We start from the raw sequence: 17,703 nt of genomic DNA on the forward strand, positions 1-17,703 counted from the left end.
GCAGCACCGGGAGCGCCGATGACGGCCAGCTTGGCGCCGACCTCGGCGGTCTCGTCCTCGGCGACCACGATCTGCAGCAGCACACCGGAGGTGGGCGCCGGGATCTCGGTGTCCACCTTGTCGGTCGACACCTCCAGCAGCGGCTCGTCGGCCTCGACGGAGTCGCCGACCTCCTTCAGCCAGCGGGTGACGGTGCCCTCGGTGACGGACTCGCCCAGCGCGGGCAGGACGACGTCCGTGCCCTGGGCGGAGCCGGCGCCGGCGGCGGCCTCGGCGGTGGGAGCCGGCGCCGGGGCGGCCTGCTCGGTGGACGGCTGGGCGGCCGGGGCCGGCTCGGGAGCCGGCGGGGCGACCTGCTCGGCGGCGGGGGCCGGGGCGGCGGCGGGCGCACCCGTGCCGTCGTCGATCACGGCCAGCTCGGCACCGACCTCGACCGTCTCGTCCTCGGCGACCTTGATGGACGCGAGGACACCGGCGGCGGGCGAGGGGATCTCGGTGTCGACCTTGTCGGTCGAGACCTCGAGCAGCGGCTCGTCGGCCTCGACGCGCTCACCCTCGGCCTTCAGCCAGCGGGTGACAGTGCCCTCGGTGACGCTCTCGCCGAGCGCCGGAAGGGTTACGGAAACCGCCATGGTTTCTGTTGCTCCTTACGAATTGCGGAAGTCTGGGTCGTCGCTTCGACGTGTTTCGACCGAGGGTCAGTCAGTCGTGCGAGTGGAGGGGCTTGCCGGCCAGGGCCAGGTGGGCCTCGCCGAGCGCCTCGTTCTGCGTCGGGTGGGCGTGGATGAGCTGGGCGACCTCGGCGGGGAGCGCCTCCCAGTTGTAGATCAGCTGGGCCTCGCCGACCTGCTCGCCCATGCGGTCGCCGACCATGTGCACGCCGACCACGGCACCGTCCTTGACCTGGACGAGCTTGATCTCGCCCGCGGTCTGGAGGATCTTGCTCTTGCCGTTGCCCGCCAGGTTGTACTTGAGAGCGACGACCTTGTCCGCGCCGTAGATCTCCTTGGCCTTGGCCTCGGTGATGCCCACGGAGGCGACCTCCGGGTGGCAGTACGTCACACGGGGGACACCGTCGTAGTCGATCGGGACGGTCTTCAGACCGGCCAGACGCTCCGCGACGAGGATGCCCTCGGCGAAGCCGACGTGTGCGAGCTGGAGCGTCGGGACCAGGTCACCCACGGCGGAGATGGTCGGGACGTTGGTGCGCATGTACTCGTCGACGAGGACGTAGCCGCGGTCCATGACGACCCCGGCCTCCTCGTAGCCCAGGCCCTGCGAGACGGGCCCGCGGCCGACGGCCACCAGCAGCACCTCGGCCTCGAACTCCTTGCCGTCGGCGAGGGTGACCTTGACGCCGTCGGCGGTGTACTCGGCCTTGGAGAAGAAGGTGCCCAGGTTGAACTTGATGCCGCGCTTGCGGAAGGCGCGCTCAAGAAGCTTGGAGGAGTTCTCGTCCTCGACCGGGACGAGGTGCTTCAGACCCTCGATGACGGTGACGTCCGAGCCGAAGGACTTCCAGGCGGAGGCGAACTCGACGCCGATGACACCGCCGCCCAGGATGATCGCGGACTTGGGCACGCGGTCCAGGACGAGAGCGTGGTCCGAGGAGATGATGCGGTTGCCGTCGATCTCCAGGCCCGGCAGCGACTTCGGCACGGAGCCGGTCGCGAGGAGCACGTGGCGGCCCTGGACGCGCTGGCCGTTCACGTCGACGGAGGTCGGGGAGGAGAGACGCCCCTCGCCCTCGATGTAGGTGACCTTGCGGGAGGCGATGAGCCCCTGCAGACCCTTGTACAGGCCGGAGATGACGCCGTCCTTGTACTTGTGGACGGCCGGTACGTCGATGCCCTCGAAGGTGGCCTTCACACCGAACTGCTCGCTCTCGCGGGCCTGGTCGGCGATCTCGCCCGCGTGCAGCAGGGCCTTGGTGGGGATGCATCCCCGGTGCAGGCAGGTGCCGCCGACCTTGTCCTTCTCGATCAGGGCGACGTCCAGGCCCAGCTGCGCCCCGCGCAGGGCCGCGGCGTAACCACCGCTACCACCGCCGAGGATCACTAGGTCGAAAACGGTGCTGGCGTCGTTCGCCACGTCACGTCCTCCATGCATGTGCGCCACGCCGGTCTGCGGTGACCGGTCGGCGGCTGGTGTCCGGCCGCTCTACTTCGGCCCTGTGGTGGGGCCCTGTCCTGCCGAGCCCCATCTTCGCACTTGTCGAGACGGAACGAGACGCCGGGCCAGTGTGTGACAGGTCGCACACCCGCGCCCCTGGAAGGGGCGCGGGGCTGTATCGATGTGCGGCTCCGCCGCGATGGGGGTCCCTCCCGCTCGAGCGAAGCCGAGAGTGGGGGAGCGATCAACCACACACAACTCGCAGTCGCCCTATAACAGGACGACCCGAGTCAATGGGCGACCTTCACCCCAGATCGCCGGAGGCGGCCAACTCCGCCAGCCGCACCAGGGTCCTCACGGCACTTCCGGTCCCGCCCTTCGGCGTGTACCCGAAGGCACCCCCCTCATTGAAGGCGGGCCCGGCGATGTCCAGGTGCGCCCAGGTGATCCCCTCACCCACGAACTCCTTGAGGAACAACCCGGCGACCAGCCCACCCCCGTACCGCTCACCCATGTTCGCGATGTCGGCGGTGGGGGAGTCCATGCCCTTCCGAAGGTGATCCGGCAGCGGCATCGGCCAAGCCGCCTCACCAACGGCCTCCGCGGCCTCGTGCACCGCGGAGCGGAACGCGTCGTCGTTGGCCATGATCCCGAACGTCCGGTTCCCCAGCGCCAGCATCATCGCGCCGGTCAGCGTCGCCACGTCGACCATCGCGTCCGGCTTCTCCTCGGAGGCCTTGGCGAGCGCGTCGGCCAGCACCAGCCGGCCCTCGGCGTCGGTGTTCAGCACCTCCACCGTCTTGCCGCTGTACATCCGCAGCACGTCACCCGGCCGGGTCGCGGAGCCGGACGGCATGTTCTCGGCGAGGGCGAGCCACCCGGTGACGTTGACCTCCAGGCCGAGCCGGGCGGCGGCGACGACGGCCGCGAACACCGCGGCGGCACCGCTCATGTCGCACTTCATCGTCTCGTTGTGCCCGGCGGGCTTCAGCGAGATACCGCCCGAGTCGTACGTGATCCCCTTGCCGATGAACGCGAGGTGCTTCTTCGCCTGGGGCGAGGTGTACGACAGCTTCACCAGCCGGGGCGCGGACGCCGATCCGGCGCCCACACCGAGGATGCCGCCGTAGCCGCCCTTCTCCAGTGCCTTCTCGTCGAGCACCTGCACCTTGATGCCGTGCTCCTTGGCCGCGGCCTGGGCGACGGCGGCGAACGCCTCCGGATTCAGGTCGTTCGGCGGGGTGTTGATGAGGTCGCGGGCGCGGTTGAGCTCCTCCGACACCGCGATCGCGCGCTCGGCGGCGGCCTTGTGGGCGCGGTCGCGGGGCTTGGCACCGAGCAGGGCGACCTCGGCGAGCGGCGCCTTGCCGTTCTTCGCCTTGGCGTCCTTGGCCTGACGGTTGTTCTCCTTGTACGCGTCGAAGGAGTACGCGCCGAGCAGCGCGCCCTCGGCGACGGCGCCCACCGCGTCGGCGTCGGCCAGCGGCAGCGCGAACGCGGCCTTCTTGGAGCCGGCCAGCGCCCGGGCCGCGGCACCGGCCGCCCGGCGCAGCGCCTCCCCGCCGAACGAGCCGTCCTTCTCGGGCTCCGCTCCCAGGCCCACCGCCACCACGAGCGGCGCCTTGAAGCCGGACGGCGCGGGCAGCTTCGTCACCTCGCCCTCCGCGCCCGAGGCGCCGAGGGTCTCCAGGACGCCGGCCAGCCTGCCGTCGTACGCCTTGTCCACAGCGTCGGCACCCGGCGCTACGACCGGGCCTTCGGCGCCCTTCGCGACACCGACGACGATCGCGTCGGCGCGGAGGCCCGACGCGGCGGCGGTGCTGAGAGTGAGAGCAGTCACGGTGGTGAAATCTCGCTTCCGATTGAGTTTCGGTGGCCGAACGGATGGGTCACGGTGGGTCGACGTGCCAAGAACGAGCCTAGGCCCTGTTCGGCCCGTCGGACCGGGGTGCGGGCCCTGTCACGGGCCCTGCCGCCCGTGCGGTGTCCGCTTCGACCAGCCTCCCTGACTTCGGCCTCCGGTCGTGCAGGGAGATCCCCATGACTTCGGCATAGGGGGATCCCTAAACGCGGTGCTCGATTTCGGTCACTTCTGCGAACGATCACCCCTGTGTGGCCTCATGGTCATTTCTCGGCCCTCGCAACCCATGACCTGGGTCACACTCATCGGGATCCGTGAGTGATCAGTTCATCGGTTTGCATCATTTCCGCAGATCCGCCCGGCTTCGAGCACCGTTCGAGCACCGGGGGATCCCGTCGGGGGAGGGGCGTTCATGGCCTACCGCGTGCACAGATGGGGGAACCTGGCCGCCGTCATAACGGCCACGGGCCTGCTGACGGCGGGACCGGGCGCACCGGGTGCACCGGGGGCCTCGGCGGCCGATGCGGTCGCGTCCTCGGCGGCCCCCGCCCCGCGCATCGATCTCAAGGTGCTGGTCGTGGACAACGGCGACAGCCCCGTCCAGGCCATCACCGTCGAGCTGAGGAGCAACGGCATCCCCTACACGAGGGTGAACCTCAATGACCCGGGACGCCCGACCATCAGCCCCGCCTTCCTCAGCGGCACCGTGGACGGCACCCCGCGCGCCAAATACCAGGGCGTGGTGCTCCCCAACGAGACCCCGTTCGGCGAGGGTTCGCCCGAGCGGGCCGCCCTGGAGGCCTACGAGCGGACGTACGGCATCCCGCAGGTCGACGCCTACACGTGGGCGCACCCCGGTGTCGGCCTCGACCACACCAGCGAGGGCGGTTGGGCCGGCTCCCTCGACGGCCGGACCGCCGCGATCACCGACGCCGGGCGGGCGGGCTTCTTCGGCTACCTGGACGGACCGGTCACGTTCGACGACAACTCCCCGTCCGTGCAGGAGAGTTACGGCTTCGTGGCCCGACCCCGCGAGGGTTACACCAGCTACCTCGACATCGACGTGCCCGACGGCTCCGGCCGCGGCAGCCTGGTCGGCGAGTACGCCCACGACGGGCGCCGCGAGCTGGTCGTCACCTTCGCCCACAACCGGCATCAGCGGCAGTTCCGGGTCCTCGCCCGCGGCATCGTCGAGTGGCTGACGGACGGGGTGCACCTCGGGCGGAGCCGGAACTACTTCGCCGTCCACGTCGACGACGTCTTCGCGCCCGACAGCCGCTGGGACACCGAGAACGACTGCACACCCGGCAGCATCGACTGCGGTACCGAGGGGGGCGAGGGGACCACGCCGATCCGGATGACCGCCGCCGACGCCGTGTACGCGAGGCAGTGGCAGCAGGCGAGCGGCCTCACCCTCGACCTGGTCCACAACGGGGGCAGCGGCGAGGCGTGGAAGGAGGCGAACGGCGGCGCCGACGCCCTCACCGACCAGCTGCTCGCCGACCGGAACGCCTTCCGCTGGATCAACCACACCTACACGCACCAGTACCTCGGCTGTGTCCAGGACACCTCGACCGTCCCGTGGAGCTGCGCGAAGAACGCGGACGGCACCACCCGGTACCTCGGCCGGGCCGAGATCTCCGCGCAGATCCGCGACAACCACGACTGGGCGGTCGCCCACGGTCTCCCGGTCCAGCGGGGCGAGCTGGTGACCGGCGAGCACTCGGGTCTGAGGACGCTGCCGCAGCAGCCGGACGACAACCCGAACCTGGCGGGCGCCCTCGCCGACAACGGTGTCACCTGGATCGCCTCGGACGACTCCCGCGAGCCGGAGCAGCGTCCGGTGGGCGCCGCCCTGACCGTGCCGCGCCACCCGATGAACGTGTACTACAACGTGGGCACGGCCGCGGAGATGGTCGACGAGTACAACTGGGTCTACACCTCGGCGGCCGACGGCGGCAGCGGGGTCTGCGAGAACGACGCCACCTCCACCTGCCTCGCCGCCCCGCTGGACCCGGCCACCGGCTACGCGTCGCACATCGTCCCGCAAGAGGCGCGTACCGCCCTGCTGCACGCCACCGGCAACGACCCGCGCCCGCACTACGCGCACCAGTCCAACCTCGCCGAGGACCGGCTGCTCTACCCGGTCCTGGACCGGGTGCTCGCCGACTACCGGGCGCTCTACGCCGCCGACACCCCGCTGGAGAACCTCCGCCAGAGCGCGATCGGCACGGAGCTGAAACGCCGGGCGGCCTGGGAGACCGCCCTCGCGGGCGGCACCGTCACCGCGTACCGGATCGGCACCACGGTGACCGTCACCGCGCCCGCCGGGACCTCCATCCCGGTGACCGCACCCGAGGGGACCCAGAAGAAACTCCCGCTCGGCACCACCGCGTTCGGCACCCCGTACGCGGGCGCACGCTCCGCCTGGGACGCACCCGCGACCCCGCAGTCCGCCCTCACGCTCAAACTGCCCGCCTGACCAGCCCCACGCCCAGACTGCCCGCCTGAACAGACCGACAGCGCGGCGCAGCACAGCAGCCAGCACCCACGCCCCGGCCCTCTGGCCGGCCGGGGCGCGTTTCTCCGAGCCGTCAGCTCGTCCACAGGGGGACACCGCATGATGCCCACCGGCCGTCATGTCACCATGCTCACCGAAGGCACCTATCCCCATGCCCACGGCGGGGTCAGCACCTGGTGCGACCAGCTCGTCAAGGGCATGCCCGAGGTCGAGTTCCACCTCGTGTCGCTCACCGGCACCGGCCGCGAACCCGTGACCTGGGAACTGCCGCCGAACGTCTACCGGCACACCCGCGTACCGACCTGGGGCCCGCGCCCCGGCCGCCGGCAGGCCCCGTACGGCAGGGCCCGCCGCCGCTTCACCGACGCCTACGAGCGTCTGCTGCTCTCCTTCCTCGACCCCGCCGCGCCCTGCGACTTCGGCGAGGCCCTGTACGAGCTGGCCGGACTCGCCCGCGACGGACGCCTGTCGGCGGCCCTGCGCACCGAGTCCGCGCTGCGCTCGCTGATGTGGGTCTGGACGCTGCCGCATCTGCCGACGGCCGCCGCGAGCCCCACCGTCCACGACGCGCTCACCGCGACCGACCTGCTGGAACACGCCCTACGACCGCTGGGCGCCCGCCTCCCCGAGGACTGTGTGGCCCACGCGGTCAGCAACGGCCTGGCCGCCCTGCCCGCCCTCGCCGCCCGCGAACTCGACGGCGTCCCCTTCCTCCTCACCGAGCACGGCGTCTACCTCCGCGAGCGCTACCTCGGCCACCGCGCCGGCGACCAGCGCTGGCCCGTGAAGGCGTGTCTGCTCGGCTTCCACCGCGCGCTGAACTCCCTCGGCTACCGCGCCGCCGACCTCATCACCCCCTGCAACCAGTACAACCGCCGCTGGGAGGAGCGCGGCGGCGCCGACGCCGAGAAGATCCGCACGGTCTACAACGGCGTCGACCCGGCCGCCTTCCCGCACGCCGGCCCCGAACCCGACGTACCCACCCTGACCTGGTGCGGTCGCGTCGACCCCATCAAGGACCTGGAGACGCTGCTCCACGCGTACGCCCTGGTCCGCGCCGAGCTCCCGGAGACCCGGCTCAGACTCTTCGGCCCCGTGCCGCCCGGCGGCGAGGAGTACCGCACCGACCTGGAGAAACACGCCGCCGAACTGGGCGTCACCGACGGCCTCACCTTCGAGGGCCGCGTCGACGAGGTGTGGCGCGCCTACGCCGCCGGGCACGTCGTGATGCTGTCCTCCATCTCCGAGGGCTTCCCGTTCTCCCTCATCGAGGCCATGTCCTGCGGGCGCCCGACCGTCGCCACGGACGTCGGCGGGGTCCGCGAGGCGGTCGGCGACACCGGCCTCGTCGTCCCTCCGCGCGAGCCGGAGAAGATGGCGAAAGCCGCCCTCGCCCTCCTCCACGACGACCGACGCCGCCTGGCGCTCGGCTCATCGGCCCGTCAGCGCGTCATCGACCGGTTCACTCTCCGCCGCTCCGTCGACGCCTTCCGCACGATCTACCAGGAACTCGCCGGACGGGACGAGGTCGTCTACGAGCCCGCGCCGGCGACGGTCGCCGACTGGACCCTCGAACTGCGCGACCCCTGGTACCAGAACCTGTCGACGGACGGAACCCACTGGTGAGCGACAGCCTTCGTACCCCGCGCCCGGGCACGCCCCAGGACACCCGCCCCCCGGCCCTCCGGCCCCGCCCGAAGCCACCGCGCTGGGCCGAGCCCGACCCCATCGACCAACTGGCCGACCGGCTGCGGGACTTCATCGCCGCCGCCGTCCACCCGGACGAGATCGCCGCGCTGCTGGAGTCCGACGGCATGTCCGACGACCAGGTGCGCGAGCGGTACGGCTACCGCAACGCCTTCGCGCTCGCCGAGGAGTTGTACGAACGCGTGGAGCGCGCCCACCCCGAACCGGCGGGCCCGGCGCCGGACCCCTGGCGGATCGGCCTGCCGGCCTGTCTGCTGCGCGGCCTCGTCTTCGCCCTGCCCGGCCTCGGCTACCTCCTGGGCGCACCCCTCCTCGCCGGCCCGCGCGACGGCTTCGGCCTCCCCGCCGGTACGGTCCCGCTGCTCGCCGGTGCCCTGTGCGGCTGGGCCTGGAACCAGGGGCTCGCCCACCGGGCGTACTCCTGGCTCGGGTTGGGCGACCGTACCGCCGCCGGCCGCTGCCTGCTGCTCGGCGCACCGGTCGGCGCGCTGCTGGGCTCGGCGGTCGCGTTCCTCGCGGCGGGCTCCCACGCCTCGGGCGCCGTGGCTCTGGCCGCCGGACAGTCCTGCTACCTGGCCGCCGCGACCGTACTGCTGGTCATGGGCCGCGAAGGGGCCCTGCTGCACGCCCTGTCGCCCATGGCGGCGGGCGCCCTGTTCGCCCTGGTCCACCAGGTACCCGACTGGTCGAGATTCACCCTGCTGGCCGCCTCCCTGGCCGCGGTGACGGTCCTCGCGGCACGCGAAGTGGCCCCGGCGGTGGGGGAGTCGGGCGACGCCGACACCGTAGGGAAGCAGGGCGGCGGTGGCTGGGCCGCCGGACTCGCCGCGCTGCTGCCCTTCGGCGCACCCGGCGCCACCCCAAAGAAGCCGCCCGCCGGGCCCCGGCTCACGGCCTCCCTCCCGTACGCGTTCTTCGGCCTCGGCACCGGTGCCCTCGTCATGTTCGCGACGTTCCGGGGGCTCATCCCCCACGCGGAGCACAGCGCGGTCGCGGCGCCGGCGGCCGTGGCTCTCACGCTCAGCATGGGGCCCGCCGAGTGGCTGCTGTACCGCTTCCGCGGCGGAGGCCTCGCCGGACTGCGCGCCAGCAGCACACCGGGGGCCTTCCGGCGGGCCGCCTCCGTGACCCTCGTGCAGTGTCTCGCCGGGTATCTCGCCTCCCTGGTCGTCCTCGCCCACGTCACCGCCGAGCTGTGGCCGCACGCCCCGGGCGTCGACAGCCGCCACCTCGCGGGCCTGCTCCTGCTGGGCGTGGTGCTCTGGACCGGCCTGCTGCTCCAGTCGTTCGGCGCCGTGCTGAGTGCGGCCGTCGTGTGCTGCGCCGCCGCTCTCGTCCAGACGGTGGCCCTGGCGACCCGCGTGGGCGGCGGCTCGCACGGTTTCGGCCTCACCGTGTACGCCGTGACCGCCGCCCTCCAGGTCGGCCTGGTCTGCGGCCTGTTGGGGAGGGCGACGGCACACCGATGAGTACACCGAACAGCACCGTGAAGCCGCTGCTCGTGCCCTACTACGAGCACCCCTCGGCCCGCCCCGCCGAATGGGACGCCCTCGTCGCGGCGGCACCCCGGCTCTACGGCGTCGTCCTCAACCCGGCCGACGGCCCCGGCGACGCCCCCGACCCCGCCTTCCTCCAGGTCACCGGCCGGCTGCGGGGTGCGGGCGTACGGGTGCTCGGGTACGTGGACACCGCCTACGGCCGCAGAGCCGTCCCCGAGGTCGTACGGGACCTGACCCGACACCGGGCCTGGTACCGGGCGGACGGTGTCTTCCTCGACCAAGTGGCCGCCGGACTGGGCGAGTTCGACTACTACCGGCGGCTCGCGGCGGCCGTCTGGGGCGCCGGCCGCGCCACGCTCGCCCTCAACCACGGCACCCCGCCGCACCCGGCCTACGCCCGCATCGCCGACCTCGTCGTCACCTTCGAGGGCACCTGGGAGACGTACCGCGAACTACGGCTCCCGCCCTGGCCGGGCGACAGAGGCGGCCTGGGGACACAGGTGTGCCATCTGGTGTACGGGGTGCCACCGGACGTCGATGTAGGACACCTCGCCCGCACGCGGGGCGCCGCCGTGCACTGTGCGGTCCCCGGCGTGGGAGATCATCCCTGGGGTACGTTCCCCCACGCCCTGGAGCCCCGATGAGCCGCGCCCTCGCCCGCAGCACCCTGCTGACCCTGCTCCTGCTGGTCGGGGGCTGCACCACCGCCCCCGACGACAGGCCGGGCACCGGCAAGGACACCGACGCGGGCGGCCGTTGGCAGCCGAGGCCCGGCACGGACTGGCAGTGGCAGCTCAGCGGACGCCTGGACACCTCGATCGACGTACCCGTGTACGACATCGACGGCTTCGACCACTCCGCGGACACCGTCGCCGACCTCCACGACGACGGCCGCAAGGTCATCTGCTACCTCTCCACCGGCGCCTGGGAGGACTGGCGCCCCGACGCCGACGACTTCCCCAAGTCCGTCATTGGCAAGGGCAACGGCTGGGAGGGCGAACACTGGCTCGACATCCGACGGCTCGACCTCCTCGAACCCCTCATGGCCGCCCGCCTCGACATGTGCGAGGGGAAGGGCTTCGACGCGGTCGAGCCCGACAACATGGACGGCTACCGCAACGAGACGGGCTTCGCCCTCAAGCCCGCGGATCAGCTCCGCTACAACCGGTTGATCGCACGGCTCGCCCATGAGCGGGGGATGGCTGTGGGGCTGAAGAACGACCTCGACCAGGTGCCGGAGCTGGTCGATGACTTCGACTTCGCGGTGAACGAGCAGTGTGCGCAGTACGAGGAGTGCGAGGAGTTGACGCCGTTCATCGAGGCCGACAAGGCGGTTTTCCATGTGGAGTACGAGATGGAGACGAGTGAGTTCTGTCCTGGGTCTCGGCGTCTTCGGCTCAGTTCGTTGCTGAAGAAGTGGGAGTTGGGGGTCTGGCGGGAGGCTTGTTGAGCCACGCTCAGAAAGCGAACGTCAGTATGACCAACGCGGTGGTCGCCGCCGTTTCCGCCAGCGCTCCGAAGACGTCGCCGGTCACCCCGCCGAACCGGCGTACGCAGTGGCGTAGGAGGAGTTCGGCCACCACGAGGGTGGCGAGGACGGCGAGGGCCGTGTGGATGGCGTCGTAGGGCCCCCGGAATGCCCCCACGCCGGCTGCTGCCAGCGCCAATGTGACTGCGGCGATCATCGCGCCCCGCACCGGCACAACCCCCGCCACCGCCGCGCCCAGACCGTCCGGGCGGGCGGGCGGTACGCCGGTGCGGGCGGCCAGGGTCAGAGCCAGGCGGGCGGTGGTCGCCGAGACGGTGGTGGCCAGCGCACCCCGCGCCCAGGAGTCGCCGTACAGCTGGGCCAGCGCGGCCACCTGCGCGAACAGGACGAACACGAGGGTGATGACGCCGAACGGGCCGATGTCCGACTGCTTCATGACGCGCAGGGCGTCCTCGGCCGGCTTGCCGCTGCCCAGGCCGTCGGCGGTGTCGGCGAGGCCGTCGAGGTGCAGCCCACGGGTGAGTACGGCCGGTACGGCGACGGAGGCCACGGCGGCGAGCAGCGCCCCCGCGCCCAGGAACAGCAGGAGTCCGCCGAGCGCGGCCGAGGCCAGTCCGACCACCAGCCCGGCGACGGACGCGCACAGCATCCCGGTGCGCGCCGCCTCGCGGTCCCAGCGGGGCACCCGGACCGGCAGCACGGTCAGAGTGCCGAAGGCGAAACGGAGACCGTCGGCGAGGGTGGGCCTGGAGTCGGGGGTCGTGGACACCGGCGCAGAGTACCCGGCGGCCGGGAGCACCCGAACCGGCCGCCAGGCCCTGGGAACACACGAACGGCAGCCATGGACAAGGCGTGCCGGTCATCCATGCATAAAGTGCGCGTATGGGTCACTGGTGGGAGCGGAACGTCGTCGAGCCGGGCAAGCTGCCGCTGCTCGTCGCCCTCGCCGCGTTCGTACTGACGTTCCTGATCACCAGGGTGATCACCCGTCTCATCCGGGCGGGCAAGGGACCGTTCCGGAACGTCAGCGGCGCCGGCGGCGTGCACATCCACCACGTCGTCCCCGGCGTCGTCCTCACCGTCGCCGGTGGCTTCGGCTCGGTCGCGAGCGACGGGCACGGCCTCGGCGCGCTGATCTCCGCCGCGCTGTTCGGCATGGGTGCCGGGCTGGTGCTGGACGAGTTCGCGCTGATCCTGCACCTCGACGACGTGTACTGGACCGAGCAGGGCCGCAAGAGCGTCGAGGTGGTGGCGGTGACGGCGGCCCTGGTCGGCCTGATGCTGGGCGGCTTCCTCCCGTTCGGCGTCAACGACCTCAGCGACGACGAACTCCAGGACCGCGGGGCCGTCATCCTCAGCATCGGGACGAACTTCCTCTTCGCCCTGATCGCCCTGAGCAAGGGCAAGGCACGGATGGCGATCTTCGGCGTCATCGTCCCGCTCATCGCCGTCGTCGGCGCGATCCGACTGGCCCGCCCCGCCTCGGCCTGGGCCCGCCGCTTCTACCGTCGCCGCCCGCGCGCCCGCGCCCGCGCCAAGCTGCGCGCCTACCACCACGACCGCCGCTGGACGGGCCCGAGCCGCCGCCTTCAGGACTGGATCGGCGGCAGCCCCGACGCGGCGCCCCACTCCGAGGTGGGGGAGTCGGCCGACCGCCGCTGACGTACGGCGACGACCCCGCACACCACCAGCACGGCCGCGATCGCCGCCAGATGCTCCTTGCCGGCCAGGTTCTCCTTCACCAGTACCTCGACGACCATCCCGACCACGACCGCGCCGGCCGTGACGTACGCGCGGTGACGCCACGCCACGACCACGGCCAGCCCGACCACGGCCGCGGAGGGCCCGGTGTCCACGACCCACCTGTCCGAGGCGGGCAGCCCCAGCAGGGGGAACTCCGGGCCGAGCGCGATGCCCACGCGCGCGTACAGGGTGCCGGCCAGCGTGGCCCCGTACGCGACCGCCGCGGTCCGCCACCGCCCGAGACAGATCTCCGCGATCCCGAACACCAGCACGATCTGCGCGAGGGCGCCCCACACGGGCAGATGCAGCGCCGGTACGAAGAGGGAGAGCGGGGTGCGCAGCAGCGCGAGCCAGAGCGGGTCCTCGGCGCGCACGGCCCCGATGTTCTCGACGAACCGGTGGCCCCACGACTGGGTGTGGAGAAGATGCAGGACGACGGCCAGACAGACGGCCCCGAGAGCCAGAGGGATCGCCCGCAGCCGTCGCCGGACGAGGACCGACCGTACGACGCCGTACAACGGCCCCCATTCCGCCCGGGCCCAACGGACGACACTCTCCCGGATGGCCCCCCTCATACGCACGCCCTCATCGGCGAATCCTCTTCTCCCGCTGTTTCTCATGTCGAAGACCGACCGGAACAACGCGAAGTTGAGCGAGACCCACGTGATCTCGATCTCCGCAGCCCGCACACGAGAGAACTGAAAGCGGGGCGCAGCCCCTGAGGGATGGGACGGGCAGGGGCGGCGGGGGCGAGAAAACCGGGCGCCGCCCCTGGCCTGGGTGGCATCCAGGTCCGGCCTAGGTGGCATCCAGGTCGTCGACAGCCGCCCCCTCGTCCCCCGCCTTCTTCTCGACCTCCTCGCCAAGGCCCTCCGACCGCTCGGGCAACTCGGCGGCCAACGCCGCAGCGGCCTGTACCAACGGCAACGCCAACAGCGCCCCCACCCCCTCCCCGACCTTCACCCCATGGTCGAGCAGCGGCTCGATGGCCATCCGGTCCAGCGCCTTGGCCTGCGCCGGCTCCCCACTGTTCTGCCCGGCCAGCCACCAGTCCGGCGCCCGGAAGGCGACCCGCTGGGCGACGAGCGCACACGCGGCCGAGACCACCCCGTCGAGGATCACCGGCAGCTTCCGTACCGCGCTCTGCAGCAGAAACCCGGTCATGGCCGCGAGATCCGCCCCACCCACGGTCGCCAGCAGCGTCAGCTGGTCCCCGAGCACGGGCCGAGCCCGCCGCAGGGCGTCCCGTACGGCGGCACACTTCCGCATCCACGTCAGGTCGTCGATCGCCCGCCCGCCCCGCCCGGTGACGACGGACGCGTCGGTCCCGCACAACCCGGCGATGAGCACGGCCGCGGCCGTGGTCCCCCCGACGCTCACATCGCCGAGGACGACCAGATCGGTCCCGGAGTCGGCCTCCTCGTCCGCGAGGGCGACGCCCACCCGGAACGCGGCCTCCGCCTCCTGAGCCGTCAGCGCGTCCTCGACGTCGATCCGCCCGGACCCGCGCCGCACCCGATGCCGTACGACCTCCTCGGGCAGCGTGTCCGGGTCGCAGTCGAGCGCGAGGTCCACCACGCGTACGGGGACGTCGAGCCGCCGGGCCAGCACGGACACGGGGCTGCTGCCGTCGAGCACGGCCCGCACCAACTCGTCGGCGGTGCCCGCGGCCCGCGCCGAGACGCCGAGTTCGGCGACACCGTGGTCGCCCGCGAACAGCAGCACGCGGGGGCGGCTGATCGGCCGCACCGGCACGGCCGACTGCGCCGCCGCCAGCCACTCACCCAGGTCGTCGAGGCGGCCCAGCGCCCCGGGCGGCACGATCTGCCTCTCCCGCCGCGCCTCGGCGTCGCGGCGCACCCCACCGTCGGGGCGCTCGATCAGATCGGTGAAGTCGTCGAGATTAAGCGAGCTCATTCGCCGAACAGTACCGGCAGCGATCGAACACGACCGCCCCACACCGCGAGCCCCTCGCGTACGGGGCCTTCGGCACATCACCGGCACGTCATTGCGGCCCACACCGCGATTACTTACGTACCGTTTTGCTGCGAATGTCCACCAGGTGATACGCAAGCCAGCCCGCAAGCCCGTCCACGCGTTCCACGGGAGCCGTCATGACCTCCTCCCCACGGCCGGACCCCGGCCAACCCGCCCCGGGCGCCGATCCGTTCCATGAGCCGCGCCGGGACGACTGCCCCTGGTGCGGCTCACGGAGCCTGCGCACCCGGGTGCGTGCGCCGGAGGGGATGCGGCGCATGCCGGGCACGTTCGTGGTCGACGAATGCCACGACTGCTCCCACGCCTTCCAGAACCCCCGGCCCACACCGGACGGCCTGCTGCTGCGCCACCACCGGTACCCCACCGAGGGCGACATCCGCTCCGACCTCGCCGGCCGACTGCGCCGCCGGCACCACCGCATCGCCGCCCGCGCCATGCTCCCGTACCCCGAGCCCGAGAGCTGGCTCGACGTGGGCACCGGCCACGGCTACTTCCCGGAAGCCGCCCGCGACATCCACCCGTACACCGCCTTCGACGGTCTGGACCCCACCCCGCGCGTCGAACGGGCCCGCGCCGCCGGACGCGTCGAGGAGGCGCACCAGGGCCTGCTCACCGACCCGGCGATCACCGCCCGACTGCGCGCCCGCTACGACGTGGTCAGCATGTTCCACCACCTGGAACACACCGCCGACCCCCGCGCGGAACTCCGCGCCGCCCGCACCGTCCTGCGCCCCGACGGTCACCTCCTCGTCGAAGTCCCGGACCCCGTCCGCCCGTTCGGCTCCCTGCCCATCGCCCGCCGCTGGCCCTGGAAGCCGTACGACCGACCCCGCCCCCTCCACCTCATGCCCCTGCGCAACCTGCTCGCCGAGCTGGAGTACCTGGGCTACCGCGTGATCACCACCCGCCCCTGTGCCCCCTTCCCGCCCCGCGCCCACCGCATCATCGCGCGCCGCACAGCACTCCCGGACGCCCCCATGACCTCGCCAACCGCTCCCACGGCCCCGCCGCCCCCACCGCCTCATAGGCCGTCCTCAGCCCCGTAGGGGCAGTGCCTGACCCGCCACCACCAGCAGCACGTGTTCGCACTCCGCCGCGAACGCCGCGTTCAGCCGCCCGAGTTCGTCCCGGTAGCGGCGCCCGGAGGCGGTGGCGGGCACGATCCCCGACCCCACCTCGTTGGACACGGCGACCACGGTCCGACGGGTGTGCCGTACGGCCTCGGCCAGCTCACTCACCCGCGCCCGCAGCGCACGCTCCCCGCCGCCCGCCCACTCCGCGTCGTCCCAGGCGCCCACCGCGTCCATCACATCCGTCAGCCACAGCGACAGACAGTCGATGAGCAGCGGAGCCCCGTCGTCGTCCTTCAACAGCGGTACGAGATCGCAGGTCTCGGTGGTACGCCAGGACCCGGGCCGCCGCTCCCGATGGGCCGCCACCCGAGCCGCCCACTCCGTGTCGCCACTCCGCATCCCGCCCGTGGCCACGTACAGCACGTCCGGGAACGCCTCAAGCCGCCGCTCGGCCTCCACCGACTTACCCGACCGGGCCCCACCGAGCACGAGGGTGCGCCGAGGCACGTCCGGCACATCCTCGTAGACCCCCACCGTCAAGGCCGTCCCGTCCGGCACGGCACGCGCCCCCACGGCCGCGAGCCGCCGCACCAACTCGGCACCGGGCGGCACGTCATGATCGATATGCACGGCGATGACATCGGTGGTCGGCCCCACGGCCCCCACCGCCCGCAACCGGGCCAGGGCATCGGGCCGCCCCAGCACATCGAGGACCACCATGTCGTACGTCTCAACGGTCTGCTGTTCCTCGACCCCGGCGGGCGCACCCCCCGGCGGCAGATACAGCACCCGATGCCCACCCGGCCCGGTCACCTCGTACCCCGTCCCGGGCGAGTCCAGCGCCCGCGCCCGCACCCGGTGCCCCGTCAGCAGCGCCAACTCCCGCCCGTCCGGCACCCGCCCCGGCCGCGGCAGCCCCACCGGCACCTCCAGCGGGGGCCCGTCGTGCGGATGCGACAACAGCACCTGCCGTACCCCCGCCAGCGAATGCCCGGCCCGTGCGGCGGCGAGCGCGACGCCGGGAGTGAGGTCCAGCAACAACGTCCCGTCCACGAGCACCGCGGTGGCTCCGCGCGCGGCGGCGCCGAGCGCGGTCGCGCACACCGCGCAGGGACAGTCGGGGCGGGGCAGTCCCGCGGGGGCACCGGTGCCGAGCAGAGTCAGTTCCACACCCCTGATTTTCCCGCGTCCGGATGAACACCCGCAGGTCTTGCGCGTCCGACGGTGCCGGTCCGGCGGATCGGGCCGAGGGCGGGCGCCGGCGCCGATAACTCTCCGCGTCTGGGACATGATCCGGCGTACAGGGCCTAGGCTCAGAGGGAACCGGATCTTGCTCGGCGCTGTGTGCGGTGCCGGGCCGGTACTTACGGAGGCTCACATGGCGGCATGGACGTGGCGTTTCGAGAAGGCCGACGGGACGGAGGTCCAGCCCGCGGTCCAGCCCGAGGAGTTCACGACCCAGGGGGATGCCGAGTCCTGGATCGGCGAACACTGGAAGGCGCTCCTCGAAGGCGGCGCCGACCAGGTCCGCCTCTTCGAGGACAACACGGAGATCTACGGCCCGATGAGCCTCCACGCGCAGGAGGCGTAGCCGACCGGGGTCGGTTTGGCGGGTGCGGGTGATGTGTGGTTGCTCGCGCCCACGCGGCGGAGCCGCACATCGACACAGCCCCGCGCCCCTGAAAGACCCCGGGCGCGCC

15 protein-coding genes are annotated in these 17,703 nt (G+C 72.4%); 8 read left to right on the plus strand and 7 right to left on the minus strand.

Annotated elements, in window-relative coordinates:
* The 3 genes from STRIP9103_RS00915 to STRIP9103_RS00925 form a co-directional block, all read right to left on the minus strand.
* Positions 1-632, minus strand: a 632-nt coding sequence (locus tag STRIP9103_RS00915) for a biotin/lipoyl-containing protein (RefSeq protein WP_009293700.1), incomplete at its 3' end; no start/stop codon positions are given.
* A 70-nt stretch (positions 633-702) separates the two neighbouring features.
* Positions 703-2,091, minus strand: a complete 1,389-nt coding sequence (gene lpdA / locus STRIP9103_RS00920; protein ID WP_009293723.1) for a dihydrolipoyl dehydrogenase — start codon at positions 2,089-2,091, stop codon at positions 703-705.
* Positions 2,092-2,416: 325 nt separating this feature from the next.
* On the minus strand, positions 2,417-3,952 hold the full coding sequence (locus tag STRIP9103_RS00925) for a leucyl aminopeptidase (protein WP_009293721.1): 1,536 nt from the start codon (positions 3,950-3,952) through the stop codon (positions 2,417-2,419).
* A gap of 433 nt (positions 3,953-4,385) precedes the next feature.
* Between STRIP9103_RS00925 and STRIP9103_RS00930 the strand changes: the two genes are divergently transcribed.
* The 5 genes from STRIP9103_RS00930 (at position 4,386) to STRIP9103_RS00950 (ending at position 11,150) form a co-directional block, all read left to right on the plus strand.
* Positions 4,386-6,455, plus strand: a complete 2,070-nt coding sequence (locus tag STRIP9103_RS00930) for a hypothetical protein (RefSeq protein ID WP_009293706.1) — start codon at positions 4,386-4,388, stop codon at positions 6,453-6,455.
* A gap of 138 nt (positions 6,456-6,593) precedes the next feature.
* A complete protein-coding gene (pelF, locus tag STRIP9103_RS00935) occupies positions 6,594-8,120 on the plus strand; it encodes a GT4 family glycosyltransferase PelF (RefSeq protein WP_009293711.1) in 1,527 nt (508 codons plus the stop codon).
* Complete coding sequence (locus STRIP9103_RS00940) at positions 8,117-9,670, plus strand: hypothetical protein (RefSeq protein ID WP_009293702.1); 1,554 nt, start codon at positions 8,117-8,119, stop codon at positions 9,668-9,670. Before pelF ends, STRIP9103_RS00940 begins: the two co-directional genes overlap by 4 nt.
* A 17-nt stretch (positions 9,671-9,687) precedes the next feature.
* Entirely contained in the window at positions 9,688-10,344 is a 657-nt protein-coding gene (locus STRIP9103_RS00945) for a spherulation-specific family 4 protein (protein ID WP_009293710.1), read from the plus strand.
* Complete coding sequence (locus STRIP9103_RS00950; RefSeq protein WP_009293719.1) at positions 10,341-11,150, plus strand: endo alpha-1,4 polygalactosaminidase; 810 nt, start codon at positions 10,341-10,343, stop codon at positions 11,148-11,150. The genes STRIP9103_RS00945 and STRIP9103_RS00950 overlap by 4 nt, the downstream gene beginning before the upstream one ends.
* A gap of 7 nt (positions 11,151-11,157) precedes the next feature.
* On the opposite strand, the gene STRIP9103_RS00955 is transcribed toward STRIP9103_RS00950, so the two are convergent.
* A complete protein-coding gene (locus STRIP9103_RS00955) occupies positions 11,158-11,958 on the minus strand; it encodes an adenosylcobinamide-GDP ribazoletransferase (RefSeq protein WP_009293715.1) in 801 nt (266 codons plus the stop codon).
* A 113-nt stretch (positions 11,959-12,071) separates the two neighbouring features.
* Here STRIP9103_RS00955 and STRIP9103_RS00960 point away from each other — a divergent pair, with 113 nt between their 5' ends.
* Entirely contained in the window at positions 12,072-12,851 is a 780-nt protein-coding gene (locus STRIP9103_RS00960; RefSeq protein WP_009293729.1) for a hypothetical protein, read from the plus strand.
* Here the strand turns inward: STRIP9103_RS00960 and STRIP9103_RS49690 are convergent.
* Together STRIP9103_RS49690 and cobT are read right to left on the minus strand one after the other, a co-directional pair.
* On the minus strand, positions 12,779-13,507 hold the full coding sequence (locus STRIP9103_RS49690; protein WP_048819478.1) for a hypothetical protein: 729 nt from the start codon (positions 13,505-13,507) through the stop codon (positions 12,779-12,781). The genes STRIP9103_RS00960 and STRIP9103_RS49690 overlap by 73 nt on opposite strands.
* A 223-nt stretch (positions 13,508-13,730) precedes the next feature.
* Positions 13,731-14,849, minus strand: a complete 1,119-nt coding sequence (gene cobT, locus STRIP9103_RS00970; protein ID WP_048819479.1) for a nicotinate-nucleotide--dimethylbenzimidazole phosphoribosyltransferase — start codon at positions 14,847-14,849, stop codon at positions 13,731-13,733.
* 197 nt (positions 14,850-15,046) lie between these two features.
* Here cobT and STRIP9103_RS00975 point away from each other — a divergent pair, with 197 nt between their 5' ends.
* Positions 15,047-15,976 carry a class I SAM-dependent methyltransferase gene (locus STRIP9103_RS00975; RefSeq protein WP_009293708.1) on the plus strand — a complete coding sequence of 310 codons (930 nt, stop codon included), beginning with the start codon at positions 15,047-15,049 and terminating at the stop codon, positions 15,974-15,976.
* Here the strand turns inward: STRIP9103_RS00975 and STRIP9103_RS00980 are convergent.
* Entirely contained in the window at positions 15,965-17,173 is a 1,209-nt protein-coding gene (locus STRIP9103_RS00980) for a bifunctional adenosylcobinamide kinase/adenosylcobinamide-phosphate guanylyltransferase (RefSeq protein ID WP_009293717.1), read from the minus strand. The two genes, STRIP9103_RS00975 and STRIP9103_RS00980, sit on opposite strands and share 12 nt — an antisense overlap.
* 208 nt (positions 17,174-17,381) lie before the next feature.
* Here STRIP9103_RS00980 and STRIP9103_RS00985 point away from each other — a divergent pair, with 208 nt between their 5' ends.
* On the plus strand, positions 17,382-17,594 hold the full coding sequence (locus STRIP9103_RS00985) for a hypothetical protein (protein ID WP_009293713.1): 213 nt from the start codon (positions 17,382-17,384) through the stop codon (positions 17,592-17,594).
* Positions 17,595-17,703 lie beyond the last annotated feature (109 nt).

It is taken from the genome of Streptomyces ipomoeae 91-03 (genome assembly GCF_000317595.1).
Taxonomy (GTDB): Bacteria; Actinomycetota; Actinomycetes; order Streptomycetales; family Streptomycetaceae; genus Streptomyces; species Streptomyces ipomoeae.